Raw genomic sequence first — 24,504 nt, forward strand, 5'->3', positions numbered from 1 at the left:
TCGTCGCGATTCTGGCATAGCCTCGGTGAATCGATCGCAGAGACGGCCGATCAGGCGATAATGCGCTGTCTCTTCCACCGATACGATTCCCCGATGCTAGATCCGGCCCTGCTTCGCCAACATCCCGCCGACCTTGCCGAGCGCCTGCGCCGCACGCGCGGCTTCGCTCTGGACACTGCGGAGCTGGAGTCGCTGGAGGGCGAGCGCAAGCGCATCCAGGTGCGCACGCAGGAGCTGCAGAGCCAGCGCAATGCCAAGTCCAAGGCGATCGGGCAGGCCAAGGCCAAGGGCGAGGACGTCGCCGCGCTGATGGCCGAGGTGGCCGGGTTCGGCGACGAGCTCAAGGCCTCGGAGGACGCGCTGGACGCGATCCGCGCCAAGTTGGACGCCATCGCCCTGGTGCTGCCCAACCTGCCGCAGGACGACGTGCCGCAGGGCAAGGACGAGAGCGAGAACGTGGAGCAGTCGCGCTGGGGCACCCCGCGCAGCTTCGACTTCACGGTCAAGGACCATGTCGAACTGGGCGCGGTGCACGGTTGGCTGGACGGCGAGACCGCCGCCAAGCTGTCGGGTGCGCGCTTCACCGTGCTGCGTGGGCCGATCGCCCGCCTGCACCGCGCGCTGGCGCAGTTCATGCTCGACCTGCACGCCGGCGAGCACGGCTACCAGGAAACCAACGTGCCGGTGCTGGTCAATGCCGACGCGCTGCGCGGCACCGGCCAGCTGCCGAAGTTCGAGGACGATCTGTTCCGCACCGAGATCGGCGAGTCGTCGCGCTACCTGATTCCCACCGCGGAAGTGTCGCTGACCAATATCGTCGCCGACGAGATCGTCGAGGCCGAGCGCCTGCCGCTGCGCATGACCGCGCATTCGCTGTGCTTCCGCGCCGAGGCCGGCAGCGGTGGGCGCGACGTGCGCGGCATGATCCGCCAGCATCAGTTCGAGAAGGTGGAACTGGTCAGCGTGTGCAGCCCGGAGGACAGCGAGCAGGAACACCAGCGCATGACCCGCTGTGCCGAAGTGGTGCTGGAGCGACTGGGCCTGCCGTACCGCAAGGTGCTGTTGTGCACCGGCGACATGGGCTTTTCGGCGACCAAGACCTACGACCTGGAAGTCTGGCTGCCGTCGCAGCAGAGCTATCGCGAGATCTCCTCGTGCTCCAACTGCGGCGACTTCCAGGCCCGCCGCATGCAGGCGCGCTGGCGCAACCCGGCCAGCGGCAAGCCGGAACTGGTGCATACGCTCAACGGCTCGGGCACCGCGGTCGGTCGCGCCATGATCGCGGTGATGGAGAACTACCAGAACGCCGACGGCTCGATCGACGTGCCCGAGGTGCTGCGTCCGTATATGGGCGGGATCACCCGCATCGGGTGATGCGTCACGGCGGGCGGCGTGGAGCCGCCTCTCATCGTAGGGCGGCGAGACTGCAGCCTGCCGCGCGGTGCCGCAGGGCGCCGTCTGCGTGGTGACCCGTGAGACGCGCGCTGCGTGTTGCAACAACGCTCGCTCCACCTCGACAACGACGCGCGCCGCTGCCGGTGGCGTTGCCCGGCAGCGGCGCGTTGTCCGACCTTACGCCGGCTCGCCGACCTGTGCGGTCTGCGATAGCGTCAGGCTCGCCAAGGCCTGCTCCAGCGCATCGCTGCGATGCTGCGGCGAGTAGGACACGCCTTCGGCACGCACGAAACGCACGTCGTCGATGCCGAGGAAGCCGAACACCTGGCGCAGGTAGGGCTCCTGGAAGTCGGTCGGCTGGCCGCTGTGCACGCCACCACGGGCGCTGGCCACAATGACCCGCTTGCCACCGGCCAGGCCTTCGGGGCCATTGGCGGTGTAGCGGAAGGTGCGGCCGGCCACGGCGATGCGGTCGATCCAGGCCTTCAGGGTGGACGGGACCGAGAAGTTGTACATCGGCGCACCGATGACGATCACGTCCGCCTCCAGGAACTGCTGCATCGCTTCCTCGGCCGCCGCGGTCTCGGCGGCATCGGCCTGCGCCAGCGACTGCCCGGTCAGGTGCGGCAGCGGCGCCTGGTCGAGATCGCGGTAGACCACCGTCAGGTCCGGATGCAGCTGGCGCTGCTGGTCGACCACCGCTGCGCTGAGCTGGCGGCTGACGGAAGTGGCACCCAAGGCGCTGGAATCGAGATGGAGCAGTTTCATGGCGAGGATCTCCGGGATTGGGCGGCGGCGCCGCGTTGCCGGATAAGCTAGGTTGTTGCTCCGGTGGAATAAAGGTGGTTAAATATCACGTATCGTTCCATCCATGGATGTATACGCCATGCACGACCTGAATGACCTGTACTACTTCGCGATGGTGGTGGATCACGGCGGATTCGCCGCCGCCGAGCGCGCCCTGGGGATTCCCAAGTCGCGCCTGAGCCGCCGCATCAGCCAGCTCGAAACCGACCTCGGCGTGCGTCTGCTGCAGCGCTCGACCCGCCGTTTTGCCGTCACCGATGTCGGCACCAGCGTGCATCGCCATGCCCAGACCATGCTGGCCGAGGCCCAGGCCGCGCGCGAGGTGGTGGACCGCCTCAGCGCCGAGCCGCGCGGGCTGGTACGCGTCAGCGTGCCGGTGTCGTTGGCGCAGATCCAGTTGCCGAAGTTGCTGCCGGATTTCCTCGCCAAATATCCCAAGGTGCGGTTGCAGCTCAATATCAGCAATCGCCGCGTCGACGTCATCAACGAAGGCTACGACGTCGCCCTGCGCGTGCGCTCGCGGCTGGACGACGACGGCAGCCTGGTGATGCGCAGCTTCGGCCAGGTGCAGGAATTGCTGGTGGCCAGCCCGAAGTATCTGGATCGCGCCGGCCGGCCCAAGGATCCCAGCGAACTGGCCAACCACACCACCATGAGCATCAGCGAGGACGAGGCCCACCAGCGCTGGGAACTGCACGGCCCCAACGGCGAAATGCGCCGGGTCGACCTGCAGCCGCGGCTGGCCGGCTTCGACTTCCCGCTGCTGCAATCGATGGCCCGCGACGGCTTCGGCATCACCATGCTGCCGGAGACCGTCTGCGCCGAAGCGGTGCGCAGCGGCGAACTGGAAGTGGTGCTGCCGCACTGGTCGCTGCCGCAGGGCATCTGCCACGCCGTGTTCGCCTCGCGCCGCGGCCTGCTGCCGGCGGTACGGGTGTTCATCGACTACCTGGCCGAACACCTGCCGCGCGAGATCGAACGCTCGCGGCTGGACTGCGGCGGCAACTGCGCCGAACTGGCCGAAAAGCTCAAGCGCGCCGCCGCCAACGCCCCGCGCCTGATGGCCGAGGCCGGCTGACGCCGGCACGCGCCGCCTGCATCGGCTGCGCAAAGCGCAGCGACATGCGAGAATGCGCGCCCGGAGCCACTCCGGGCGCGGAGTAGCAGCAGACTGGGCTACCCGCGAAGGCGCAGCAGCATGATCGCGGCGCAGTCGAAGCAGCACAACGGAGAGATGGCCGAGCGGTTTAAGGCACCGGTCTTGAAAACCGGCGAAGGGTCAAACCTTCCGTGGGTTCGAATCCCACTCTCTCCGCCACATGTCGATGCAAAGTACTGAGGCGACGGCCTTTTTTCAAGATCCACCGACTCGTCCCATCTCCTGTCCCATACTCGGTGCAGCGGTCTGCTGCACGATCCATTCGTCGATCTGTGTGGATAGCCACAGCGATCGCGAGCAAACCTTGTGCGGCTTCGGAAATTCGCCGACCTGAATCTTGCGGTAGATGGTCGCGGGGCTTAGCGTTACCTTCGCGCGCACGTCCTTCATGGCAAGCAGGCGCAGATCGTTATCAGTCTCGGGCATTGGGGTTCTCCTCCAGCAGGTATTTCGTGTCGATGGCCCAGCCAGCTTCGGCTCAGCCCTCCACCTTCGACAGGCGCAGCGCCTGCTCGAGCACCAGGAACAGGCGGCGCATTTCGGCCGACTGCAGCGCGAAGCGTGCATCCAGTTCCGCGCGCGTGCCGTCGCCCTCGACGTCGTCGAGCTGATCCAGTGCGCCGTCCAGAAATTTGAGCTTGCGGAACACCAGATCCTCGCCAAGGACGAACGACAGGTTGTGGTCCATCACCAGCGCCAGCTTTGTTACCTGCTTGCCGGCTTCCAGGTGCTTCTCGATCTCGTCACCACGCAGCTCCTGATGCTGGCACTTCACGATAGCGCCGCCCTCGATCGGGTCGCGCAGCTCCGCTTCCTCGCCGATGCTCAGCGATTCCGGCAGCGGCTCGCCGGCGATCCATCCAGTGAGCACGGCGCGCGGCGCCACCTCGGCGTTGAGGGGCAGGGCCGGGAAGCTACCGAGCATGCCGCGGATCTCCGACACGACGCTTTCGCCGACCTTGCGACTGGGTGTGTCGACGATGGCTAGGCCGTGCGCCAGGTCGAGGATCACGTCGGTGCGCGAGTTGCGCACGAAGGCCTTGGGCAGCAGCTCGTGGATGATGTCGTCCTTCAGGCGCTTGCGCACCTTGCCGCCCGGCCGGCGGCCCTCGGCCTTCTCGATCTCGGCGCACTTCTGCTCGAGCACGTCATTGATGACGGCGCCGGGCAGCATCTTGTCCTGGCCGCCGACGGCAAGCCACAGGAAGTCGCCGATGCGGTGTGACAGTTGCTCGGTCTCCTCGCGGCCGAACGGCGAGACGAAGCCGTGGGAGGCCATCTCAAGCGGGCCGACCGGCTTGAGCACGTGCTGGGGCAGCAGCTCCTCGACGGCGGACAGGTCGAGGGAGGTGGGGAAGCGGAACATGGTGAGGTTGCGAAAGAACATGATCACTCCGAATCGGTATGGGCCGCCGCGAAGTGCTGCGGCAGCTGTGTGAGGTCTGGGCGCTGGCCGTTGCGCCAGGCGGTCTGGTAGTTGCGGCCGAACTGCTCGCGGAGCTGTTCGATCTCGCGGGCTTCGGGCGACTGGGTGGCGCAGTGCAGCTGCTGGGCGCACTCGTAGCGGTGCAGGCGCGCGGCGTTGTTGATCTGGCGCGGCATGCCGGCGAGGTCATGCTGCAGGATGGCGTCCAGGCCGCGGCCGAGGAGGGCGAGGGTCATGCGGCCGCCTGCAGCGGGAGCGGCTTCGTGTCGAGATTCGCGCGCGCTAGGGCGACCAAAGGCGGCGGGCTGACGCTGTTGCCGCACATGCGAACCGCAGCGCTGGTGCTGATGGCCCTGCCGTCGGCGGTGTGCGTGATCCGGTAGCCGGTGGGGAACCCCTGCGCACGGAACAGCTCGTGCGGCTTGAGCATGCGCAGGCCGATGTCGACGATGATGTACGGCGTACCCTGGATCACCACCTCTACCAGCGCCAGCCGATCCTTCGTGGTCACCGTGTCCAGGGGATCGGCAAGGGACGGCACATTGGCGCCGGTCCCGTAGTACTTTACGAGGAAGGCCGCGACCCGCAGTGCGCCGGCCTGCTGCTCTGCGCTGAGCGTGCACTCGATCATCCCGTGGTGCACGGTGCTGGCGCACACCGTGCCCAGGGGCTCATCTGCCGGCTGACCGTGGGTGTTGTTGCGCAGCGGCACCACGTGCGCGGTAGTGAGCTGCTGCTGGCTGCCGGTCGCGGTGATGGTGCTCATCGGGTCGCGCGCATCGCGGCCGCCGCCCTCGTAGAAGCCTCCGTTCGCCTGCTCGAGGAATGCGCAAGCGACCGCCTGGCCGCCGCTACCGCTGGCAGTGACGGTGCTCACCGGTGCGCGGACATCCTTGCTGCCCGCGCCCCAGCGCTGCGCGGCGCCTGGGCGTCCCTCGCCATGTCCGGCCTGCACCATGATCGGTGCCACAAGCGCCGTGTCCGCCTTCGTGGTCATCGTGTAGAGCGGTTCGGCACCTGAGCGCGGCTCGGACTGGCCGGCGCGGCCGCCGACACCGGCGAGGATCGGCGCCACCGCCGAGAAGTGACCGCCCTTCACCCCGGCGCAGATCGTGCGCAGCGGTTCGTCGGCGCGCATGCTTCCAACCGAATGGCTGCTGTTGGCGTGCTCGGCAATGAACGGCGCCAGCTCCCGGGCAACCAGCATCAGCTCGCCGCGGTGGGCGGCGGTGATCGTCGGCAGCGGCGCCTGCACGTCGTTGACGCGGTCCGAGCCCTGATGCGTGGCAGGCACGATGAAGGGATCCGCCGACTGCAGCACGTGGCGCATGACGCCCTTGGCGATGCGGCGCAGTGTGGCGTCAGCGAGCGGCCGCTTGCGGGTGAAGATCGAAGGGCAGGCGATGGAGAAGTCCAGGCAATCGGCGGCGCGCACGCGCGGCTGCTGGCCGGGCGCGGTGCCGTGCGTCGGCGCCGGCCACACGATCGGCTCGCCGTCGCGCCGTGCCAGCAGAAAAAGCCGCTCCCGGCTGGTGCCGGCGCCGTAGTCGCTGGCGGTCAGCTTGCGCCACTCGACGCGGTAGCCCTTCGACTCCAGCGCAGCCACGAACTGACGCCAGGTGCGGCCGCTGTGGCGCTTGTCCGGCACCAGCTGCTGATTCTCCACCGGTACGCGCTCGCCACGCGCCGCCACCTTGCCGTCCATCTTCAGGACGCGGCCGGTCATCTTGCAGCGCTTGGCCACCAGCGGACCCCAGGTCAGGATCTGCCACACGTTTTCCAATGACAGGATGCGCGGCGCGGTGTCCGTGCCGTCGCGCTCATCGGCGCGGAGCAGCTGGCCGATCCACTTCAGCGCGACCCAGGAGAGCGCCCGCGTCTTGCGGCTGCGCGGCTGGCCGCCCTTGGCCTGGCTGAAGTGCGTGCAGTCCGGCGAGGCATGGAACCAGCCGATCGGCCGGCCGGCGACGTCCTTGCGCGGGTCGGCGTGCCATATATCTTCGCGGTGGTGGATCGTCAGCGGGTGATTGGCCGCATGCATGCCGATAGCCCATTCGTCGTGGTTGTAGGCCAGCGCGGGATCGACGCCCAGCGCCTGTTTGAGCGCTTCGCTGGCGCCGCCGCCGCCGGCGAATAGGTCGACCACGATCTCGCCCGGGCGCAGGCACGAGATCTGCGGAGCGGGGAAATTGAAGGAGTGCGAGCCTTCAGCCACCGCGAGCCTCCCGCTGCGCTTCGTCGCGCAGCTGCTGCAGGACCGGCAGGTGGGTGAGTCGGATCAACTCATCACTGGCGGCTGCTTCGCGCGCTCGGCTCAGCGCCCAATCCAGCGCTGCGAGTCTGTCGTTCGGGTGTAGATTGGTCATGGCAGAATTGGATCCATCACAGGGAGGCGATATGGCAAGCGAGTTCTGTCCGCTAGCAGCGGACTGGGGCAACGTGGCGGACTGGGCTGCTGTTGTCGTTGCGGTTGCGGGCGCAGGCATAGCCGCAGTCGCAGCAGTCATCGCACTGGCTGGGGCCTGCGCTGTCGGTTATCTGGGCTGGCAGGCCAACGCGCTGGTAAAGCGAAGCGGGATTGATGCGTCGAATGCCATCAGAAGGGAAGCTGACCTGCTGACGATTTTGTTCGAGCCGGAGCTCCATCTTTTTAGAATCAGCATCGGCTCTGTTCGGGCACTGGTGGAGGTTGAGGACGCTCCTTATGCAGATTCGCTGGACACAAGGAATCGAGTGGCCGAACATCTGAGGACGGTTACGCTCCCAGAGATAACAGGGAAATTCGATCGGCTTCATGTCTTGCCCAGCAATTTTGGCTACGCAATTGCGCGACTGAAAGGCGGGCTTAGTGCTCTGCAAGAAGTAGCTGATATCGCGCGGGGGATGAGTGGGGCTGTTGCTCAGGAATTTGCCGAAATGATCATCGTTAGCAGCAAAAAGCTCCTGGACTCGAGTAGCGAAATCGCAGAGATTGCTGAGGCTCGGCGCAAGGAAATCTTCGGCAGTTCGTCTTGAGATCACGCGATAACTCCCATTGCGGCCAGGTCGATCTCGTCCACGCGGTCGCGCAGCTGCCGGCGCGCGCGGCGCAGCTGCTTCGCGGCATAGGCCGCGTCATCGGTCGGGTGAATACTCATCGGTTGATCAACCTGGTGGTGTTGGGGACGATGGTTTCGGCGCGGCGCGCGACGGCGCGCTCCTGGTTTGCCGTGCCTTGCCAGATGCGCCACGGGTGCGCGCCGGGGTTCTTGGCGCGGGCAAGGGCCGCGCGCTATTCCGGTGTCTGCGTGGTGCTCATGCGTGCGCGCGCTGTGCGTACGGCGTCAGCGGCGGCGCAATGGGCGGCAGGTTGCGGGGCAGGTCTTCTACAGGCGGCGCCGGCGCAACAGCGGCGGCGACGGACTCATACCAGCACTTCAGCTCGCGCCAGCTCTCTTCAGGCAGGTCGATGAAGGCACCGCGCACGTAGATGTAGTGGCCCTTGGCGATGCCAGGCTCGGGCGCAACGAAGTCGATGCCGTGGGCGCGGCCGATGATGATGGACACGGACGGAACGCCGCGCACGAGCGACTGAAGCAGCCAGCTGTTGCTGTTGGCGTCCCAGCGCAGGTCCACGTCGTAGTGGAAGCCCTTTACCGTGTTGCGGTAGGTCAGGCGGCTCATGCGGCGATGTCCTTTTTGCGCCGATAGCAGCGCACCTGGTAGTGGATGAAGCAGTCGTATCCAGCGGCATCCATGCGGGCGGCGTAGTGCTGAGCGTCGGTCAGTCGTTGGAACGTGCGTGATCGATCGGCAACCCTCCTGCTGTGCAGGGCGGCGTGCGCAGCTACCGCGAGAGCGAGGATCCAGAGAAGAAAAATCACCTCATGCCCACTCATGCGGCGCGGCCTTGGGGCAGAGCGCGCATTGCATGCTCACGGCAAGATCGATCGAACAGCTGCTGATGAGATTCGTGGTCACAAGCGGCGCATGTGTACGTCTTGGAGCATGTGCCGCAGTTGCGGATTCCGAACGACACACCGATCTCAGCCGCCAGCACCGCATCAATTGCTCGTTTTGCACCGTTTGGCCCAGCGAGCTGGGTAACGCAGACGCCATCTTTTACGACGTCAAAGCAGGTCGCGTTGCGCTGAAACACAAGGTAGCCGCGGTATTCAGTCGGCTTGGCGTCAGTTGAATAGACGTCCGGGCCATAGTCCAGGCGTCCCTTCTGATACCAGGGGTTGATATACGTGGCGCTCATGGCTTCACCTCAACGAGGGCCAAGCTGTGCATCACGCACTGGGCTGCCACGGGCAGGGTGTTGGTGAGCGACGAAGGCGCGTCGACCGGGATCACCGCATTGGCGCGGGCGCAGGTGTCGGGCAGGGCGTAATCGCCCGAGTCCACTGCGTCCACAGCGTCGATTGCGTCCTGCCAGCGGCGGGCGCTGAACTCGTCGCGGGTCAGAACGGTGGCGACACCCTCGGCGCAGTCCGGCACGCGGCCAGCAGTGGCGAAACCGTTGAGGGCGGCGCGGGCGATGCCGGCGCGCAGCCCCCAATCGTCGACGGTGGCCAGCTCATAGACCGCCAGCGCGGCGCAGAAGCGCGGCGAGGTGATCGACAGTTGTTCGGGGATGTCCTCACCGGTAGCAGTGATGGGCTCGGCGGCCGGCTGCCCGGTGACGGCGCAGCCTGCGGCCAGTGCGGCGGCGAGGGACAGGCAGGTGAGGCGAGCGGTGACGGCGCGCATCGGAGTCTCCGTGCCCCGCGGCGGAATGCCGTGTTACTGGGGCGACGGCGAAAGTAAACAAAGGTTTACCTTTTAAGTCAACAAAAATTTACATCTCCGCTGGAAGCGCATGCCTGCAGCTTGAAGGCCCTAGATCGGCGTTCAGATTTAACCGTTAAAGTTCTACATCACTTCTGCCGATTGTGTTCGCAGTGGGTAGCTGTATATACGGTGTGTCCGCATTGCTAGCAGTGTCACAGGCTCAGAATCCTGGTCGTTGTATATACGCATCATGCATCGTAGAATCCGCCGTCTCCCAGGAAGGATGCCCATGGGCAGGATTGTCATCTCCGAGGAAACTCGAGCCAAGCTAGGTACAAAGCATGACGTCGGAGAGCCCGAGGTTCATCAATGCTTTGCAAACATCACCGGCAAGTTGCTGATAGACAACCGTGATGAGCATCGCAGTGATCCACCGACGCTTTGGTTCATTGCCCCTACCAACCGCGGACGTCTATTGAAGGTGTGTTACGTCTCCAAGGGAGGATACTTCTACCTCCGCACATGCTACCCACCGAACGAGGCCGAGCTGGCTATCTATCGGAAGCACGGTAATCCCAACGACTTTTGAGGAAACACAATGAGCACGCACCCCATCGATCAGACGATCACCGCCAAGTGGGAAGATGGCGAGTACGGGCGTAGCGAAGAGCACGTGGCTGTGGCGCCGGAGAGCGCTCATGCAGAGCTTGAACAGGTCATGGCTATGAAGCTGGTCTCCATCCGTCTGCCGGTGACCTTGATCGACACGCTCAAGTTGATCGCAGAACACAACCAGATTGCCTACCAGCCAATGGTTCGCGACCTGTTGACGCGCTTTGCCCGTTCGGAGCTTCAGCAAATTGCGCATGAGCTCGATTCAAGGATGCAGGCAGCTCAGCGAGACGATGAGTCAAGTCCGCCAGTTGAGGCATTTATCGAGCGGACACGCATCGCCAAATGCGGCTGAAGTTCAAGCAGCGAGCCCCTGATAGCTGGGGCTCGTTCGTTTCGGACCGGCACCAGCTCTCGCCCTACGCGTCACTGCTGATCTTAATCAATAGGCCGTCGGTGCTATCAAGGGCTCGCCAGAGCTACCGATTCCGGTTCTGTATTTCCTCGTGTCCCCTGATTTCATCATCAGACCGGTCTCTCGACGCATACGGTCTGAGCCTGCCCCGCACAAACCCCGGCCAAACGGTTGCACGCCGAGGATTGCCTCGCCGGCAGGTAGCTGGAACGCCGCGCGCTCTCCGGCCTCCAGTCGTGCCGCCTCTGCTCCATTGATGAGCACGGATACTGCACAGGCGCTGCCCTGGAACCCCGCATCACGAGTCACGACGAGAATTCCGCCGCCTTCGATTGGCGTCTGGTGTGCGAATAGCCGTTCGGCTGGCGCGGCTTTCGCTGCTGAATCCGACACCGGCTTCGTGGCACAGCCGACGATCATGGCGACGCTCAGAATAGTCGCCAACTTGCTGAATTGCATGCGTACCCCCATCTATCCATAGCGTGATCGGAGCAGGCCTGCATCTTCGAACGAGACCCCATCTCGCATGCACTCTTGTGCGCGCTCCATGTCCTTATGCAGCTGGACCAGAGTTTCGTCCGGCAGAGCTTCGATCCCGGTGTACCCGAAGCAGGCCTGATCGATGATCTCCTGCATCGCCATGCCCCAACGGCGGCGATAGTGGCGGATCATCTTGCAATGGGACTCACGGACGACGACGTCCATCCCTTTGGCCCCTTCGGCCAGCAGGGCGTCAGGGCATGCGGTATTGGGGAGCGGCCGAACGACGGATAGAGCAGGGCGGGTCGGTTGCTCGGCTCTCAACTGACGTGTCCGGTCAGCCAACCGCTGAGCGAGCTCCTCCAACCGACTGCTGTTGCTCATCCTTCGAACCCCTTATGCGTTTTGCCAGAATCTTGGTCAGGTCGAGGACATTATCGGCTAGCACCGGCTGTCCGAATTCGTCCGCGACCATGTAGGCGGTCTCCAGAAGCACAGGGTCGTGGATCCACTCTGGTGGATCGCCAACCAGCTCAAGGTAGTTCAAGAGCACGCTGACCGCTGCGGCAATCTTGTCGAAGTCAGGTCTCGCGACCTGAGACGAGCTCGCTTTGCGAGACCCCTTGCCCGTGATGAGCCACTCAAGGCTCACGCCGTAGTGGCGCGCCCAGTTGAATAGCGCGATCCCTCCGGGCTCCTTTGTAACCCCCTTCTCGATCTGGGACATGGACTGCTTTGTCGTCCCGCCGATGGTGCCCGCTTGCTCGAGGGTGAGGCCCTCGGCCAGACGGAGTTCTCGAAGTCGATCACCGATGTGCATGTCAACAATTGTTGACTCCACGCGGTAAATAGTGGTTGACTTTAAGGGTAAACACGGATTTACTTTTGGCATGAACGAACGCCTGACCAAACGAATGGTGCGCGAAGCCCTCGGCTTCACTCGGGACCGCGAACTGGCGGACTTCTTCAAGACTTCAAAGCAAGCGGTGAGCCGCTGGCCGGAGGACGAGGAGCTGCCGGAGGGCCGGCAATGGCAGGCGCGCGCGCTGCGTCCGGACGCTTTCTTGGCGTCGCCGCCTAGCCAAGACGTTGATTCGAACCGAATCGTCCCGGTCGATGCCGCGTGACGGAGCCTGGCCCCTGCTTTGAACACCTCCGGCCATGGCCGGTGCTTTTCCCGAGCTGTTGTTCTCCATGTCCGTGATGTTGCCGGTCACCCATCCCAGAAACCACGTTCAGGCAGGACCCCGATGAACATCTCCGATGCCGCATACCACACCGTGCACAGCTACCCTGGCGGTAGCGAGGCACTGTCCACGCGGCTGATCAGCAAGAACGAGGACGGGCGCGAGCGCGCCATGTCTGCGGCGGTGTTGCGTAGCAAAGTGAACCCGAACACGCGCACGCACCACCTGACGCTGGCGGAGGCCAGCCAGATCATGGGCGTGACGGGCGATGACCGGATCCTGCACGCCCTGGCGGCCGAGCACGGCTACACGCTTACGCGCACCGAGGCGCCGACCAGCGGCACGATGCTGACGGCACTGTTGTCCGCTGCATCCGCAAAGGGCAAGTTGTCGCAGCTCATCAACGAGGCGATCGACGATGGTCGCATCACCGCTAACGAAGCTGCAGAGATCGCAGCCGCGTGTGGCGATGCCCAGGCGATGCTGGCGCAGGTGGCCCAACATGCGCGCGCTGCCGCGCAAGCCGGGGTGCGGTGATGTCCTGGGCATCCAACCATCCGACCGTGCGGCGCCTGCAACAAACCAGCCCGCTGGCCACCACGCCCAAGCCTAAATCTGAGCTCGATTCCGCGCGAGGGATCTTGCAGATGAAGATCATCAGCCTCGAGAACCTAGCCGACCGAATTGCGGCGACTGTGAGCTTCGCGGCGCAAGACCGCCTCAAGGTGCAGCAGGAAATCGCACAGAAGGGCGTCGATTACTGGAAGGCACGGGTCGCCGAGCTGGAAGCGCAGGAAGGCGGTGGGCAATGAGCGGCGCTGTTATGTCCAAGCGTCAGGTGTGGGAACTGCTGAAGCAGGGCTGCAACGCGGCCGAGATTGCGGCAGCGGCGAACGTCAGCGATGCGGTTGCCTCCTCGATGATTGATGAAGCGCTGGGCCGCGTGCGCGGAGAGTCGCTGCGCGAGCAGGATCGGCAGATGGCGGACCACCGCGTGGGCAATGCGCTCGGCGGCCTGGTGGTGAGTCTGTGAGCGTCGAGGCCATCACCTGGGCTCTGAAGCAGCCCGTGGACAAGTCGTCCGCCAAGTTCGTACTGGTGGTGCTGGCCAACTGCGCCGGCGGCGACAACTGGGAGGCTTACCCATCGGTTGCTTACTTGGCCGAGGCGACGGGCCAGGACCGCAAAACGGTGCTGACGAACATGGCGCGCCTGGTGTCGGCGGGGCTGATTCGCGATACCGGCCACCGGCGTGGCAACACCAGCCAAGTCATCGTCTATCGGCTCAACCCGCCTTCCGCTGATGCTCAGCAAGCCGGTTTATCGGTTCCTTCGCCCGTCGTGGAACATCAAATTGAACAGTCCCAAAAACGGGACCGTTATTTCGTGGAACATTTTTGCTTTGAAGAGGCCCGAAATTGGGACTCTTCCGAGGAGCAAACAGTCCCGTTTTTTCCTGGTAACAGTCCCGTTTTTCCGCCGAAACAGTCCCAAAAACGGGACACGGAACCGTCATATAACCATCAGGGAAGCAATACACCACACACCACTGGCGCAGACGCTGCGCGAGGTGTGTGTGGAACCGATGCAGGTTTCATCGCAGCAGCGTTGAATCGAGCAGCCATGTCGCTCAACCGTCCCTGGCTGCGCACCACGAGCCAGCACCCGGACCTGATCGCCGCGGCAGGCGAGGGCGTAACCGCCGACCACCTGCTCGAGCTGTCCGACGTCTACCCGGGCAAGTCGGCCGGCTACCTCATCGCCGCGGCCCGCCGCCAGCGTGCCGCCGGCGCCAACACCATCACCTCCGGAGCATCTGCCCATGCAATCCCTCGCGAAAGCGCTGCCGAGCGCACCCAACGCTTTGCCCGTGAAGCCATCCAGCGCCAAGCAGCCGACCACGCCGGCGCCGATTTCGATCACGTCGATCGCCACGGTGTGGACGCGCATGGCTGAGATCTACGGCACGCGCTGGACCAGCGGCTTTGGTGCGGACCCGTCCACTGGCGCGGGCAGCACCTGGGCGAAGGGCTTAGCGGGCGTCACGGCGCAGCAGCTCGGCACAGGCCTGACGGCGTGCATCGCCGCGGCGGACCCGTGGCCCCCCACGCTGCCGGAGTTCCGCGCGCGCTGCCTCGGTGTGCCTAGTCTGGCTCAGGTGGCCAATGAACTGCGCGGCGGCGGTGACCGCAGCGGCTTCACCGTGCTGGTCGGCCTGAAGTTGGACGGCTATCGCTACCGCGGCGCCAATGCCAGCGATGCCGATCGCATGGTGCGCGAAGCGTACGAACTGGCGCGCGACCACGTCATGCGCGGCGGCGAAGTGCCGGAGCCTGCTGCCACCGCACTGCCGCCGCCGGCGAAGGTGCCGGAAGTTGCAGACCGTGATGCCGCGCGCGCTGCCCTGGCGCGGGCGGCTGCAGAGCTGGGCGACGCCACGGCGGTGACGGCATGAAGAATTACCCAGCCCGCGTGCGCGAATGGCTGAAGGCCAACCCCGGCGCACACACGCCGCAGCTGATCCTGGACGGCATGGGCATTGAAGCCGGCGCGAAGGCACGGCGTCCGTACTACAGCGCGATGAAGGACAACACGGATGCCGGCTACTTGGAGCGCACCGGCCGCGGCCGCCGCACGGCATACGCATTCGTGGGCGAGCCGCCGGGGCGCAACACGGGGCCGAGCGAGTCCAGGGTGGAGAAGCATCGCGCGTACATGCGGCAGCGGCATATCAACAAAGGCGGGCGGACGCTGGCCGAGCGGCGGGAAGACGAGGCGCTGCGCAAGGCGTTGCGTCTGGACCGGCTCGCCGCGCAGAAGGCAGAGCGCGCAACGCTCCGCGAGCGCCGGAAAGCCCTGCGCTCGCACGCGCGACTAGCGCCGAAGCCGCGGCCCAAGGTTTCGCCAGCCGGTTACACCGTGATCGCGACACGCCTTGCCGCCACGAAGCCGGAGCCCGCGCCGCCGCCGCGCCCGCGCGCCCAGACAGTCGACGAGTTCATACGCACTGGCGGCCGGGTGATCCGCTTGCCGGGCATCGAGCAGCACATCCCCGACCGGAGCAATGCATGAGTTACGTGATTGGAATCGACCCTGGCTGTTCTGGCGCCTTGGTGGTGCTCCAAAGCGCGGCCCAGCCCTTGCCCGTGGAGTGGATCCGCATGCCTACGCTCAAGGTGGGCCAGTCAACGAGGGTAGATGCCGCAGCCGTTTCCCGGTTCCTCCAGGACTTCGACACGGGACACGTCTTTATCGAGCAGGTTCATGCGATGCCGAAGCAGGGCGTGTCGAGCGTCTACACCTTCGGGCATGCCGCTGGGGTCGTGGAGGGTGTGGTCGCCGCCATGATGCTGCCGGTGACGCTGGTGACCCCGCAGGCGTGGAAGAAGCGCGCCGGGCTGATCGGATCGGAGAAGGACGCCGCGCGCAGCCGCGCAATCCAGCTGTGGCCGCGCTGGGCTGATCTAGGCGAGAAGGCGGCCGGCCAGGCCTTTGCCGACGCAGCGCTGATCGCGCGGTACGGGAGCCAGCCATGAGCCAACTCACCATTGCCGGCGACGAGCCGGCGATCACCAGCCGCGATATCGCCGAGTTGGTCGAATCCAGGCACGACGACGTGAAGAGGTCGATTGTCCGCCTGGTCAATCAGGACGTCATCGAATCGCCGCCAACGGCGGAAATTCCCACTGCGACTCGCCCTGGCAGTGTGTTTGTGTTCTCCGGGGAGCGAGGCAAGCGCGACAGTATCGTGGTCGTCGCGCAGCTGTCCCCGCAGTTCACTGCGCGCTTGGTCGACCGCTGGCAGGAGCTGGAGCGTCGTGTCGCCGCGCCGGTCGACCCACTGGTGCTGCTTTCGGACCCGGCCGCGCTGCGCGGACTGTTGGCCAGCTACGCCGGCCGCGTTGAGGAACTGACCCCCAAGGCTGACGCCCTGGACCGGATCGCCATTGCCGATGGCTCGCTCAATCTGCGCGAGGCGGCGAAGACCATGCAGATCCCGGAGCGGAAGTTCCTGGCCCTGCTCGAGCAGAAGCGCTGGATCTACCGCCATCCGCTGTGCTCGACATGGCTGGCCTACGCCGGGCGCCTGCACAGCGGCTGCCTGGAACACAAGGTCACGACGGGCCAGAAGCCGGACGGCACCGAATGGATCAACACGCAGGTGCGCGTCACCGCCAAGGGGCTCGCCAATCTGGCCACGGCGCTGAGCGTGCCGGCCGCGCTTTCCACCATTACGCACCACTGAGGCCCCAATGAGCGAAGACCTGATTTCCGACCAGCCCGCGCCGAAGTTGCGCCGCATGAAGCAGCCGACCAAGGACGTGCTGCGCGCCAACCTGAAAAGCCGGTTGCAGGAGCTGATCGATCTGCGGGCCGAGAACGAGCAATTCCGTGCGAGCTGGTGCTCGCGCCTCTACATCTGGACGCAGCGCATGCGCACCGCGTTCGGCCGCGCCGGGAACGACCAGGCATGACCCCCCCGGCCAAGCGCTCGGCCTGGGCGCGCAGCCAGGCCAAGCAGATCCGGGCGCAGCTCGATGGCATCCACAGCAAGCCGGCCATTGGCGAGCGCGAGCGCAAGAGAAAAAGCGCGGCGATCCAGGCCAACGAGTACCAGGCCCGAAAGTTCGAACGCATCGCGGCCGCAGCAGAGAAGAGGGGAAATTGATGGACACGAACACCAGCGCAGCCGACCCACGCGCCGCGCGCCACGAGTTTGAGTCGCTGGACGACGCCACACATTGGCTGGTGCTGCAGGGCGCGCTATGGGCAAACGTGCACGTCGACGGCCAGGTGTGGTGCCTGGGCAGGGACGGCAGCGCAGAGCCGGTGCAGGGGAGGGCCTGACCATGGCCGAGTTCGACAGCTTCACAGAGGCAACGCGCTCCGACCTGGAATGGTGGGGCTACGAATTCGCGCTGCACCGGGACATGGATTATCTGGGGCTGGCCAGCAAGAACATGCTGCAGGTGCTGATCGAGCACCGCGGCGAGATGCCGCCGCCGAACGTGGGCTTCAAGCCGATGGAGGTGGACGCCCGCGCCCAGCGCGTGGAGGACGTGGTCGGCGGCATCGCACGGCAGGACGTGGTCATGGCCTGCGTCCTGCGCGGCTATTACTGCGGGCGCGGACGCAAGAACTTCGAGCGCATGGAGACGGCGAACAACCTGATCGTCAACGCTGGGCACGCTCCGCTGCGCCAGGGCGCCTACCTGACCCTGCGCGCGGCCGGGTTCGAGCTGGTCGGCCGGCGCCTCCGCCCACACATGGTCCGCCCGCTGCTTCAGGTGGTCGCGTGATGCGACACAGCACCGGCGCGCCGACAGCCGAGGAGGTAGTGCGGTTCGAGCTGTCGAAGGAAGGGCCGTGCATGGCGTGCGTGGTCCGCATGGCAACCGGCCTGCTGCCGCAGCAGCTGGTGGTGGTGGGCTGCGACTACAACCACTGCAAGAGCGGCAACCGTCGGCGCGGGCACCTGCTCGGCTACGCGCTGTGCGTGTGGCACCACCGTGCGCACCCGATGCCCAAGCAGACGACCAGCAGCACCCGCGATCGCTACGGCCCGTCGCTGATGGACGGGAGCGCGCTGTTTCACGAGACCTACGGCAGCGACGACGAGCTGATCGCGCTGCAGACCGAATGGATTGAACGACAACTGGTGATGGCATGAAGCAATGGCGGATATATCTGGCTGGTGTACTGGTGCTCGAACGAGACCTGGCGGTGCGTCTCGGAAGAACCACTGACGTCGTACGATCAATCGATGAGCTGCAGGATTGCTGCCCGTTGCCCATCGCAAAAGTCTGGTCCCTGCGCGTCTTGGATAACAGGGCCGCTCGAGGAATTGAAAGCACAATTGCTGGTGCTCTTTCCGCGCGGCTTGAGCGGTCTCGTTGGTTTCGCTTCCAGCTCGGCAATGAGACTGACAAGGCGGTGCTTGGTGATGCTATGACGCTAGGTGAGGAGCTTGCCAGTGTGGGGAATGGATCAGCAACTTCTTGGGGAGTTGCGCATTTGGATGCCTTGCTTGGACCACGGCGTGGCGCTGTTCGGCTAGGATAGGCGAATGATCATGTGGGGTGAGCTGGGATGGGTTTCGATCCAATAGCCTTTAATGCGATTCTTGAAAAAGCCATTCCAGTTTTGGCGTCTGGATTTATCACTGTTGCTGGAATCTGGTTCACTCTGCGTGCGCAGGGGAAAAATCTTAATAAGCAGCTCGAAGATCAAGCTAAGCAGAAGGTTCAAGAGAGGTTGGCTACTGCTCGCAGATCTATATATGTCCCTTACGTAGAGGCTGTTCATAAGGCAATCGGGATTGTTTTTACTCTACCTAACCCTGGTAAAGAAGATGGCGCGGCTGAAGCTTTTCTCGCTGCCCAGGCAGAGACCTATAAGGTCCAGCTTTTGTGTGAGGCTGGATTATTTGATCAAGTGAAAGAGGTTAATTCCCAGTTGGCAATACTTTTTGGGCTTGCTCATGAATTGGCCGGACCCATAAGAGACCTTGTGATTCGCATGGAAAATATCGAGAAAGATTTAGCCTCAACTCATGATTCATTAATTGAGATTGGGAAATCCATTGGTGTTGCTTCAATTGGAACGCGAGCGTCCCTGCAAGAAATGCAAAAAGCACTCCGGGATGAATTCTCGGATTCTCTTAAAAAGATTAAGCAGATGCGGGAAAATTTTACAGAGTGTGTGGGAGATAAGTGTCGTGAGGTCTCCAGGCTCGCCTATCAAAGTATTGTCACGATGCGCGCAGAGGTTGAAGCCTCAACAGACGTGAACTTACTCATTGCGGGGGCGGGGCAGGCAGGGGAGCGAGTTAAGGCAGAGACGCGCGAGCTCGTCAGCGCGGCGCAGGAGAGTCTTCGGAAAAAAATGGATAGCGAAAACGCTTGACACCGAGGGACGAATCGGCAGAATAAGGCAATTGGTGACAAAAGCCTCTGCAGAGATGCAGGGGCTTTTTCCGTTCCAGCTTTCGAGTCGGTAGTCACAGTGGGTGCGAATCCAGCCAACTGGCCAGCCGTGGGGCTTCCCGCTGGAGTCGCATAGAAGGGGCGCTCCGTGACGGCGGCGCCTCAGCGACGCATCCACTGTGCCGGCTCAACTTCACTGGCCGAGCTGGAGCATCACTCCGGCGATCAACGCCTTGGCCCCGTAAGCCACCGCGATGGTTACAGAAATTTGGATAGGCAGCGACACCCGGAGGATCTCCTTGACCTTTGGCAGCCTATGGCTCAGCTCGTTGTATGTGAGTAGGCCAAACCTGTTGCCGACGTAGGCACCAACGCAGAAGTTCATAAGTTGTGCGGCCAGCCCTGCTACCGGGATCGAGTACTTGGTGGCGACGTATTGGAATAGCGCAGCCAAGGTGACGAGCTCAGCAAGCGTCTTCGTGAAGTTAACGAAGGCCATGACGGAAACATCGAATGGCGTTTCTTTGAAGCGATCAATGAACTGCTTGGTGTTGTCGTACATCTCGTAACCCCCCGTTTGTTTTCTTAGAAATGGCGTCGAAGCGCCGATACTTTTCAAGGCCCATCATGCAGCTGACCGCCCAAAAACTGAAGCAGGCGGTTGGTTGCAACGACCGGACCGCTGAGCGCTGGATCGAGCCGATCGGCGAGGCTTGCCGGCTGTACGGCATCAGCACACCGCGTCGCATGGCCGCGTTCTTGGCGCAGGTTGGCCACGAGTCGAACGGGCTGACGGCAGTAGTTGAAGGGCTGAGCTACAGCCTTGAAAACCTGATCAAGGCCTGCAACCGAGCAAAGGCCGGTAGCCGGTGGCGCTCCCTGTTGCCGCGGGCGAAGGAGTTGGCACGAAATCCCGTCGGACTGGGCAATGCAGCGTATGCCAGCCGCATGGGGAATGGTGACGAAGCCAGCGGTGATGGCTACCGGTATCGCGGCCGCGGCCCGATCCAGAACACCGGCCGCGCCAACTACGCTGGCATGCGCGACACGCTTCGTGCCAAGGGCGTGCGGGACGTGCCGGATTTTGAGAAGCAGCCGGAAGCGCTGGAGCAGCCAAGATGGGGGGCACTGGCCGCTGCTGCTTTCTGGGACACACGCAGCCTGAATCCTCTGGCTGACGTGGGCAGGTTCGATGACATCACCGAGCGGGTCAATGGCGCACAGAACGGTGCGTCCGATCGGCGCGCTCGCTATACGCGTGCGCTAAAGGCGCTAGGGGCATGACGGTGGACGCGCAACAGAACACGGACGGCCGCACGCGGCTTTCACTCGGGACGGTCGAAAAGGCGATCGCGAGCGCGATCGGGGCCGGGTGCGTAGCACTGGCCGGATGGCTCGTTGTCTCTGTTTCGGCAGTGCTGACGCAGCAACAGGTCACGAACCAGCAGATGGCGCAGGTGACCGCCCAAATGCAGCAGATCACGACCCAGCTGCAGGACGTGCCGACCATCAAGCTCGAGGTTGCGAAGGCTCAGCTGCGGCTTGACCAGCACGACCAGGACATCCGCGAACTGAAACAGCTCAGAGGGCTGAAATGAAAATCGCCGAAAAAGCCGTCCGCGTGCTTGGGCTGGAGCCGGTAGCCGACATTGCGAACTTCAAGCGCTGGTGGTCGGTGAAGCTCGACGCTGCAGCGCTGGCGGTCGGGGCCGTCGCGCTGTCATACACCCAGCTGCCGGACGGCTGGCGCGCCGCGCTGCCGCAGAGCATGGTCGCGTGGTTGGCTGGCACAGGCCTGGTTATCAAGTCTGGGGCCCTGATAGCGCGCGCCGCTCGACAACGCAAGCTGGAACCCAGCGATGACGGACAAGTGGAATCGCGGCATGCCGGAGCGTCTGCCTATGCAGATTCCTGACCCGGTTCGCCCGTACCTGGCGACGATCCGCGTGGTCGGCTACTGCCTGCTGGGGGGCGCCGTGCTGATCGGTGGCTGCAAGATGGGTCAGCACATGGAGCGCGCCGACGCCGACAGCAAGGTGGCCTCGGCCGCTAAGGAGCGCGACAAGGCCAACAAGCACTCTGCCGACTACCTCGCCGCCGCCAATGCATGCGGCCAGGCCCTGAGCGAGGTGTCTGCCGAGACCCGGCTCGCGGAGCGGCGAGCAGACGAGTGGAAGGCTGCCGCCGATGCCGCAGCAACCAACGCTTCGCGCGCTACCGCCGCAGCCCAGGCCAAGGTTGACAGCGCTGCCAAGGCGATGAAGGCCGCGAAGGCCGAGCCCACGTGCGCATCGCAGCTGGCGATCGCGCTTTGCCCCGAAATCCCCCTGCCGTAGGAGCAGACCATGTACGGAAATTCCCTGGATGGCATGTTCGCCGGACTCGCGATCATGTGCGCCCTGGCCGGTGCCGCGATCTTCGCGCTGCTGTTCTGGCTGGTCCCCTGGCTATGGGAGCTGATAAAGCCGTGGCTGCACATGGTGACCGCATGATCCGCCTGCTGCTGATCGTCATCCTGCTGGTGCTTGCCGGCTGCGGCGACAAGAACGCCAAGCCGACCATCCCCGCCGTCGTGCGCGTGACGGTGCCGCAGCCTGTGCGCCTACCGGACGAGCTGACCAAGCCATGCCCGGCTGTGCGCGCCAAGGAGAGGACCGTGGAGGCCGTGGTGTCGGCCTACAACGTCAACGTCCCGGCACAGGACGACTGCGACCGCCGCATGGGCGAGATCCGCGCGCTGCAGCCCGCTGCCGAGAAGCCCTAACGCACCATGGCGATGAACTCAGCACTGCTGCGGCCACTGCAGCCGGCGATACGCCGTGCAACTCGGTCGGCGCTTCAGCGCGATGGGTTGCAATGGGGACGCCCCCCGATCCCGGTGCCGCTGCTCTTCGCCTCATCGGGCAACGTGGTGCACAACGGTGGCGAGACGCAGAACCGGCGTGGCGTGCAGATCCGTTGGCCGTATGTGCTGGGATCCGGCGACCTCAACGAACTGCGGCTGCTGCTGGACAATTGGCGGCTGGCCTACACGACGAACCAGCTGATCAATGCCGGCAACACCATGCCGATCCAGGGCGCGTCTCTGGAGATCGGCGGGGTGGTGCGGCCCTTCACGTTCGGCGGCCAGCAGGCGGTGACACTCGCCGACGGCGCAAATGATGTGCTCAGCGATGCGGTGGTGCCTGGTGATTTCGGCCTCAGCGCGTTTGTGCGAGGCACGATCGTCTATGTGAAGTTGCTGGTGATGTTCGACTCGGCGTCGGCGTCGTTCCTTTGCAACAGCGCCGCGCGCGCTGTCTCCCAATCAGGCGCACGTGTGGCATGGTTCGACCCAACCGTGACGACCAGCAGCGATGTCTATGCCGCCGGTCAGTGGACCGCCACCGGAACCGCAGTGACGAGCCGAAGCAATGGCTACGTGCCCAAGCTGGTCGGGCGGCATGCGGCTGCGGACGCCAAGGTCTGGGTCAGCATCGGCGATTCGATCTCGCAGGGCACGGGCGACACCGGCAGTACGAGCCGCATCACCGGCTTGGGCTGGATGTCGCGCGCGACGAGGGATGCGAGCGACACGGATGCCAGCCAGGTGGCCTACATGAGCCTGGCCGTGCACGGCAGCGCCAGCACATTGCCCGTCGCCGACGCCCGATACGCGACGTTGCTCAAGTACGCCACGCATGCCATTCCGATGTACGGCACCAACGACCTGGGCAACAACGGCACAGGCGCCACGCTGGCCACCATGCAGTCGCGGCTGAGTGCGGTCTACTCGCTCCTGCGCAGCAACGGGATTCAGAAGATCCTGGCCGGGCACCTGCTGCCACGCACCACCTCGACCGACAGCTGGGCGACCGAGGCCAACCAGACCTACAGCGGCGGCACCGGCGGCTGGGACTCCGCCGGGACTCCGGCACAGGTCAACGCGTGGTTGACGGGGCAAGTGGGCGCGCTGATTGATGGCGTGCAGCACTGGCCATCGATCCGTGGCACCGATGACCTCAAGTTCGTGGTGAGCGGCGCGAACAGCTACGCCACCGCCGATGGCACCCATCCCACCACCGTGGCCTATCAGTTGATGGCCGGCGATGTGCGTGCGCAGATGGCCGCCCTCTAACCCATTCGGAGACAGCAATGCCGCAGACCTCAATCCTCGCGCCCACGGCCGCAACGCCCAGCACCAGCACGGCGGTTACCCCGGCCTCTGGCTCCACGTCGAAGGTGGGGCTCTACGTCGCGTCGGGCGCCCTGCCGGCTGGAGTCCTGGCCGAGGTGCTGATGGGCACGCCGGGCGCGGATATCGTCATCGGGCAGCTGACGGCCCAGGCTCCGACTGTGTTGGTTCCTGGCCCGGTGTCCGGCACCGGTGTGCGGGTGCGGCTCGCCAGCACGGGCGGCGTCGCAGTCGGCGTGTTCAAGGACGAATAACCGACAGTGCCAACCAGACCGCCCCAGCACCGGCCCACCTGGTGGAAGCCCTACAAGGAGGACGCCAAGCAGGTGAAGCGCAGGCACGCTCGGCGCGCGCTGGCGACCAACTCGACGGCCTGGCGCAAGCTGCGGGCTGTGCACCTGGCAGGCGAGCCGCTATGCAGGTCGTGCGCCCAATCTGGCAGGGTGACGGCTGCGACTGACGTGGACCACATCGACGGCGACGACAGCAACAACGCGTCATCGAACCTGCAGTCGCTGTGCCATGCATGCCATAGCAGCAAGACGGCGCGGGAGAACGGCGGATTCGGCAGGGCGGCGGTGCAGGGTGACCCGTTCGACGGGCTGCTCCTCGAGCCCGACCAGGAGCCTGAACGGGACGGCGCGAGACTGAGCGGCAGTCTCAACCTGAACGGACGGGGCCGAAACTGAACGGGGGGAGGGTCAAAGTCGGGAGTCGTCCGGACCCGGCCCGTTCGTCCCCCTTTCTTCGCGTTTCCACAGAATTTGAATTTCGGTCGGTGACCAATGGCGAGGCACAAACAGCCCGATGAGCTGGCCCGCCTCAAGGGGGCCGACAAGCAAAACCCGCAGCGCTACAAGCGCCAAGTGCCCAAGTCCAAGGCCGCCCTGGGCAAAGCACCCGATCACCTGAGCCCCGAAGCGATCAGCGCGTGGAAGGAGCTGGAGAAGCACGCGCTGCCGGGCGTGCTGACCGGGGCGGATCGCTTCGTGATGGAAGTGGCCGCGTCGCTGCTGGCCGAGTTCCGCAATAGCCCGCCCGACTTCAAGGCGGCCAAGTACTCGCACCTGATCGGGTGCTTCGCCCGCCTGGGCCTGTCGCCAGCTGATCGGCAGAAGCTGGGGACGGAGAAGCCCCCGGAGGAAAACGCCTTCAACGAGTTCTGACC

The 24,504-nt window shown here is 64.7% G+C and carries 43 protein-coding genes and 1 tRNA gene; 30 read left to right on the forward strand and 14 right to left on the reverse strand.

From position 1 onward, the window contains the following. Nucleotides 1-93: 93 nt before the first annotated feature. Nucleotides 94-1,374, forward strand: a complete 1,281-nt coding sequence (gene serS / locus CKY51_RS06940) for a serine--tRNA ligase (protein ID WP_022970816.1) — start codon at nucleotides 94-96, stop codon at nucleotides 1,372-1,374. Nucleotides 1,375-1,572: 198 nt separating this feature from the next. Here serS and CKY51_RS06945 read toward each other — a convergent pair whose 3' ends face one another. After that, entirely contained in the window at nucleotides 1,573-2,163 is a 591-nt protein-coding gene (locus tag CKY51_RS06945) for an FMN-dependent NADH-azoreductase (protein WP_022970817.1), read from the reverse strand. Nucleotides 2,164-2,266: 103 nt separating this feature from the next. Here CKY51_RS06945 and CKY51_RS06950 point away from each other — a divergent pair, with 103 nt between their 5' ends. Next, a complete protein-coding gene (locus CKY51_RS06950) occupies nucleotides 2,267-3,280 on the forward strand; it encodes a LysR family transcriptional regulator (protein WP_022970818.1) in 1,014 nt (337 codons plus the stop codon). A gap of 150 nt (nucleotides 3,281-3,430) precedes the next feature. After that, a tRNA-Ser gene (locus CKY51_RS06955) sits at nucleotides 3,431-3,520 on the forward strand. 36 nt (nucleotides 3,521-3,556) lie between these two features. Here CKY51_RS06955 and CKY51_RS22385 read toward each other — a convergent pair. Genes CKY51_RS22385 through CKY51_RS22390 form a run of 5 tightly spaced genes read right to left on the reverse strand, consistent with a single transcriptional unit; the run spans nucleotide 3,557 to nucleotide 7,153 of the window. After that, on the reverse strand, nucleotides 3,557-3,787 hold the full coding sequence (locus tag CKY51_RS22385; protein ID WP_022970819.1) for a helix-turn-helix transcriptional regulator: 231 nt from the start codon (nucleotides 3,785-3,787) through the stop codon (nucleotides 3,557-3,559). 52 nt (nucleotides 3,788-3,839) lie between these two features. After that, the gene (locus CKY51_RS06965; RefSeq protein ID WP_031338416.1) at nucleotides 3,840-4,748 is read right to left on the reverse strand and encodes a recombination-associated protein RdgC; all 909 of its coding nucleotides are present in this window, start codon (nucleotides 4,746-4,748) and stop codon (nucleotides 3,840-3,842) included. 2 nt (nucleotides 4,749-4,750) lie between these two features. After that, entirely contained in the window at nucleotides 4,751-5,023 is a 273-nt protein-coding gene (locus CKY51_RS06970; protein ID WP_022970821.1) for a hypothetical protein, read from the reverse strand. Further along, nucleotides 5,020-7,002: a DNA cytosine methyltransferase gene (locus tag CKY51_RS06975; RefSeq protein ID WP_152249023.1), complete on the reverse strand. Its 1,983-nt coding sequence runs from the start codon at nucleotides 7,000-7,002 to the stop codon at nucleotides 5,020-5,022. Before CKY51_RS06975 ends, CKY51_RS06970 begins: the two co-directional genes overlap by 4 nt. Next, nucleotides 6,995-7,153: a hypothetical protein gene (locus tag CKY51_RS22390; protein WP_170292297.1), complete on the reverse strand. Its 159-nt coding sequence runs from the start codon at nucleotides 7,151-7,153 to the stop codon at nucleotides 6,995-6,997. The genes CKY51_RS06975 and CKY51_RS22390 overlap by 8 nt, the downstream gene beginning before the upstream one ends. Here CKY51_RS22390 and CKY51_RS06980 point away from each other — a divergent pair. Then, nucleotides 7,152-7,802 carry a hypothetical protein gene (locus tag CKY51_RS06980; protein WP_152249024.1) on the forward strand — a complete coding sequence of 217 codons (651 nt, stop codon included), beginning with the start codon at nucleotides 7,152-7,154 and terminating at the stop codon, nucleotides 7,800-7,802. The two genes, CKY51_RS22390 and CKY51_RS06980, sit on opposite strands and share 2 nt — an antisense overlap. Before the next feature lie 279 nt (nucleotides 7,803-8,081). Here CKY51_RS06980 and CKY51_RS06985 read toward each other — a convergent pair whose 3' ends face one another. From CKY51_RS06985 to CKY51_RS07000, 4 genes are read right to left on the reverse strand one after another with little or no spacing between them, the layout of a single operon-like run. Beyond that, nucleotides 8,082-8,450 (reverse strand): hypothetical protein, encoded by a 369-nt coding sequence (locus CKY51_RS06985; RefSeq protein WP_022970704.1) that lies wholly within the window; start codon nucleotides 8,448-8,450, stop codon nucleotides 8,082-8,084. After that, nucleotides 8,447-8,665, reverse strand: a complete 219-nt coding sequence (locus CKY51_RS06990; RefSeq protein ID WP_022970705.1) for a hypothetical protein — start codon at nucleotides 8,663-8,665, stop codon at nucleotides 8,447-8,449. Before CKY51_RS06990 ends, CKY51_RS06985 begins: the two co-directional genes overlap by 4 nt. Then, a complete protein-coding gene (locus tag CKY51_RS06995; RefSeq protein WP_152249025.1) occupies nucleotides 8,662-9,030 on the reverse strand; it encodes a hypothetical protein in 369 nt (122 codons plus the stop codon). Before CKY51_RS06995 ends, CKY51_RS06990 begins: the two co-directional genes overlap by 4 nt. After that, nucleotides 9,027-9,521, reverse strand: a complete 495-nt coding sequence (locus CKY51_RS07000; protein WP_022970706.1) for a hypothetical protein — start codon at nucleotides 9,519-9,521, stop codon at nucleotides 9,027-9,029. The genes CKY51_RS06995 and CKY51_RS07000 overlap by 4 nt, the downstream gene beginning before the upstream one ends. A 619-nt stretch (nucleotides 9,522-10,140) precedes the next feature. Here CKY51_RS07000 and CKY51_RS07010 point away from each other — a divergent pair. Next, complete coding sequence (locus CKY51_RS07010; protein WP_152249027.1) at nucleotides 10,141-10,509, forward strand: hypothetical protein; 369 nt, start codon at nucleotides 10,141-10,143, stop codon at nucleotides 10,507-10,509. 87 nt (nucleotides 10,510-10,596) lie between these two features. Here the strand turns inward: CKY51_RS07010 and CKY51_RS07015 are convergent, their stop codons facing one another. From CKY51_RS07015 to CKY51_RS07025, 3 genes are all read right to left on the reverse strand, one after another. After that, nucleotides 10,597-11,028 carry a hypothetical protein gene (locus CKY51_RS07015; protein WP_152249028.1) on the reverse strand — a complete coding sequence of 144 codons (432 nt, stop codon included), beginning with the start codon at nucleotides 11,026-11,028 and terminating at the stop codon, nucleotides 10,597-10,599. A gap of 12 nt (nucleotides 11,029-11,040) precedes the next feature. Then, the gene (locus CKY51_RS07020) at nucleotides 11,041-11,274 is read right to left on the reverse strand and encodes a hypothetical protein (RefSeq protein ID WP_244952521.1); all 234 of its coding nucleotides are present in this window, start codon (nucleotides 11,272-11,274) and stop codon (nucleotides 11,041-11,043) included. Nucleotides 11,275-11,386: 112 nt separating this feature from the next. Continuing rightward, the gene (locus tag CKY51_RS07025) at nucleotides 11,387-11,869 is read right to left on the reverse strand and encodes a helix-turn-helix domain-containing protein (RefSeq protein WP_170292298.1); all 483 of its coding nucleotides are present in this window, start codon (nucleotides 11,867-11,869) and stop codon (nucleotides 11,387-11,389) included. A gap of 70 nt (nucleotides 11,870-11,939) precedes the next feature. Here CKY51_RS07025 and CKY51_RS07030 point away from each other — a divergent pair, with 70 nt between their 5' ends. The 15 genes from CKY51_RS07030 to CKY51_RS07100 all read left to right on the forward strand — a co-directional run bounded on the left by CKY51_RS07030 (nucleotide 11,940) and on the right by CKY51_RS07100 (nucleotide 19,142). After that, the gene (locus CKY51_RS07030; RefSeq protein ID WP_152249030.1) at nucleotides 11,940-12,176 is read left to right on the forward strand and encodes a helix-turn-helix domain-containing protein; all 237 of its coding nucleotides are present in this window, start codon (nucleotides 11,940-11,942) and stop codon (nucleotides 12,174-12,176) included. Nucleotides 12,177-12,194: 18 nt separating this feature from the next. Further along, nucleotides 12,195-12,773 (forward strand): phage regulatory CII family protein, encoded by a 579-nt coding sequence (locus CKY51_RS07035; RefSeq protein WP_238319502.1) that lies wholly within the window; start codon nucleotides 12,195-12,197, stop codon nucleotides 12,771-12,773. Beyond that, a complete protein-coding gene (locus tag CKY51_RS07040) occupies nucleotides 12,773-13,048 on the forward strand; it encodes a hypothetical protein (RefSeq protein WP_022972411.1) in 276 nt (91 codons plus the stop codon). The genes CKY51_RS07035 and CKY51_RS07040 overlap by 1 nt, the downstream gene beginning before the upstream one ends. A gap of 11 nt (nucleotides 13,049-13,059) precedes the next feature. Beyond that, the gene (locus CKY51_RS07045) at nucleotides 13,060-13,269 is read left to right on the forward strand and encodes a hypothetical protein (protein WP_022972412.1); all 210 of its coding nucleotides are present in this window, start codon (nucleotides 13,060-13,062) and stop codon (nucleotides 13,267-13,269) included. Beyond that, nucleotides 13,266-14,192 carry a helix-turn-helix domain-containing protein gene (locus tag CKY51_RS07050; protein ID WP_152249031.1) on the forward strand — a complete coding sequence of 309 codons (927 nt, stop codon included), beginning with the start codon at nucleotides 13,266-13,268 and terminating at the stop codon, nucleotides 14,190-14,192. The genes CKY51_RS07045 and CKY51_RS07050 overlap by 4 nt, the downstream gene beginning before the upstream one ends. Next, on the forward strand, nucleotides 14,185-14,691 hold the full coding sequence (locus tag CKY51_RS07055; protein ID WP_022972415.1) for a hypothetical protein: 507 nt from the start codon (nucleotides 14,185-14,187) through the stop codon (nucleotides 14,689-14,691). Before CKY51_RS07050 ends, CKY51_RS07055 begins: the two co-directional genes overlap by 8 nt. Then, nucleotides 14,688-15,308, forward strand: coding sequence for a hypothetical protein (locus CKY51_RS07060; RefSeq protein WP_022972416.1), 621 nt, complete (start codon nucleotides 14,688-14,690; stop codon nucleotides 15,306-15,308). Before CKY51_RS07055 ends, CKY51_RS07060 begins: the two co-directional genes overlap by 4 nt. Continuing rightward, nucleotides 15,305-15,772 carry a crossover junction endodeoxyribonuclease RuvC gene (locus CKY51_RS07065; RefSeq protein ID WP_022972417.1) on the forward strand — a complete coding sequence of 156 codons (468 nt, stop codon included), beginning with the start codon at nucleotides 15,305-15,307 and terminating at the stop codon, nucleotides 15,770-15,772. Before CKY51_RS07060 ends, CKY51_RS07065 begins: the two co-directional genes overlap by 4 nt. Beyond that, nucleotides 15,769-16,482, forward strand: coding sequence for a phage antirepressor KilAC domain-containing protein (locus CKY51_RS07070; protein WP_022972418.1), 714 nt, complete (start codon nucleotides 15,769-15,771; stop codon nucleotides 16,480-16,482). The genes CKY51_RS07065 and CKY51_RS07070 overlap by 4 nt, the downstream gene beginning before the upstream one ends. 7 nt (nucleotides 16,483-16,489) lie before the next feature. Beyond that, complete coding sequence (locus CKY51_RS07075; protein WP_022972419.1) at nucleotides 16,490-16,711, forward strand: hypothetical protein; 222 nt, start codon at nucleotides 16,490-16,492, stop codon at nucleotides 16,709-16,711. Beyond that, the gene (locus CKY51_RS07080; protein WP_022972420.1) at nucleotides 16,708-16,905 is read left to right on the forward strand and encodes a hypothetical protein; all 198 of its coding nucleotides are present in this window, start codon (nucleotides 16,708-16,710) and stop codon (nucleotides 16,903-16,905) included. The genes CKY51_RS07075 and CKY51_RS07080 overlap by 4 nt, the downstream gene beginning before the upstream one ends. Then, nucleotides 16,905-17,084, forward strand: a complete 180-nt coding sequence (locus tag CKY51_RS07085; RefSeq protein ID WP_022972421.1) for a hypothetical protein — start codon at nucleotides 16,905-16,907, stop codon at nucleotides 17,082-17,084. The genes CKY51_RS07080 and CKY51_RS07085 overlap by 1 nt, the downstream gene beginning before the upstream one ends. A gap of 2 nt (nucleotides 17,085-17,086) precedes the next feature. Further along, nucleotides 17,087-17,536, forward strand: coding sequence for a hypothetical protein (locus tag CKY51_RS07090; protein ID WP_022972422.1), 450 nt, complete (start codon nucleotides 17,087-17,089; stop codon nucleotides 17,534-17,536). Then, a complete protein-coding gene (locus CKY51_RS07095) occupies nucleotides 17,536-17,907 on the forward strand; it encodes a Ref family recombination enhancement nuclease (protein ID WP_022972423.1) in 372 nt (123 codons plus the stop codon). The genes CKY51_RS07090 and CKY51_RS07095 overlap by 1 nt, the downstream gene beginning before the upstream one ends. Before the next feature lie 419 nt (nucleotides 17,908-18,326). Next, on the forward strand, nucleotides 18,327-19,142 hold the full coding sequence (locus tag CKY51_RS07100) for a DUF2408 domain-containing protein (RefSeq protein ID WP_152249032.1): 816 nt from the start codon (nucleotides 18,327-18,329) through the stop codon (nucleotides 19,140-19,142). Between the two features lie 213 nt (nucleotides 19,143-19,355). Here CKY51_RS07100 and CKY51_RS07105 read toward each other — a convergent pair whose 3' ends face one another. Next, nucleotides 19,356-19,724, reverse strand: coding sequence for a hypothetical protein (locus CKY51_RS07105; RefSeq protein ID WP_152249033.1), 369 nt, complete (start codon nucleotides 19,722-19,724; stop codon nucleotides 19,356-19,358). 65 nt (nucleotides 19,725-19,789) lie between these two features. On the opposite strand from CKY51_RS07105, the gene CKY51_RS07110 reads away from it, so the two are divergent. From CKY51_RS07110 to CKY51_RS07150, 10 genes are all read left to right on the forward strand, one after another. After that, complete coding sequence (locus CKY51_RS07110) at nucleotides 19,790-20,446, forward strand: glycoside hydrolase family 19 protein (protein ID WP_152249034.1); 657 nt, start codon at nucleotides 19,790-19,792, stop codon at nucleotides 20,444-20,446. Beyond that, complete coding sequence (locus CKY51_RS07115; protein WP_022974309.1) at nucleotides 20,443-20,760, forward strand: hypothetical protein; 318 nt, start codon at nucleotides 20,443-20,445, stop codon at nucleotides 20,758-20,760. Before CKY51_RS07110 ends, CKY51_RS07115 begins: the two co-directional genes overlap by 4 nt. After that, complete coding sequence (locus CKY51_RS07120; RefSeq protein ID WP_022974308.1) at nucleotides 20,757-21,077, forward strand: DUF7940 domain-containing protein; 321 nt, start codon at nucleotides 20,757-20,759, stop codon at nucleotides 21,075-21,077. Before CKY51_RS07115 ends, CKY51_RS07120 begins: the two co-directional genes overlap by 4 nt. After that, nucleotides 21,064-21,498: a hypothetical protein gene (locus CKY51_RS07125; RefSeq protein WP_022974307.1), complete on the forward strand. Its 435-nt coding sequence runs from the start codon at nucleotides 21,064-21,066 to the stop codon at nucleotides 21,496-21,498. Before CKY51_RS07120 ends, CKY51_RS07125 begins: the two co-directional genes overlap by 14 nt. Before the next feature lie 9 nt (nucleotides 21,499-21,507). After that, nucleotides 21,508-21,654: a hypothetical protein gene (locus tag CKY51_RS22395; protein WP_022974306.1), complete on the forward strand. Its 147-nt coding sequence runs from the start codon at nucleotides 21,508-21,510 to the stop codon at nucleotides 21,652-21,654. Continuing rightward, a complete protein-coding gene (gene lysC / locus CKY51_RS07130; protein ID WP_022974305.1) occupies nucleotides 21,651-21,926 on the forward strand; it encodes an Rz1-like lysis system protein LysC in 276 nt (91 codons plus the stop codon). The genes CKY51_RS22395 and lysC overlap by 4 nt, the downstream gene beginning before the upstream one ends. A gap of 114 nt (nucleotides 21,927-22,040) precedes the next feature. Next, a complete protein-coding gene (locus CKY51_RS07135; RefSeq protein WP_022974304.1) occupies nucleotides 22,041-23,279 on the forward strand; it encodes an SGNH/GDSL hydrolase family protein in 1,239 nt (412 codons plus the stop codon). A gap of 17 nt (nucleotides 23,280-23,296) precedes the next feature. Beyond that, entirely contained in the window at nucleotides 23,297-23,590 is a 294-nt protein-coding gene (locus CKY51_RS07140; protein ID WP_022974303.1) for a hypothetical protein, read from the forward strand. Nucleotides 23,591-23,728: 138 nt separating this feature from the next. Beyond that, nucleotides 23,729-24,025 carry an HNH endonuclease signature motif containing protein gene (locus CKY51_RS22640; protein WP_272944145.1) on the forward strand — a complete coding sequence of 99 codons (297 nt, stop codon included), beginning with the start codon at nucleotides 23,729-23,731 and terminating at the stop codon, nucleotides 24,023-24,025. Nucleotides 24,026-24,121: 96 nt separating this feature from the next. Next, nucleotides 24,122-24,502, forward strand: a complete 381-nt coding sequence (locus CKY51_RS07150; protein WP_022974301.1) for a hypothetical protein — start codon at nucleotides 24,122-24,124, stop codon at nucleotides 24,500-24,502. Nucleotides 24,503-24,504 lie beyond the last annotated feature (2 nt).

Source organism: Xanthomonas maliensis (genome assembly GCF_009192945.1).
Classification (GTDB): Bacteria; Pseudomonadota; Gammaproteobacteria; order Xanthomonadales; family Xanthomonadaceae; genus Xanthomonas; species Xanthomonas maliensis.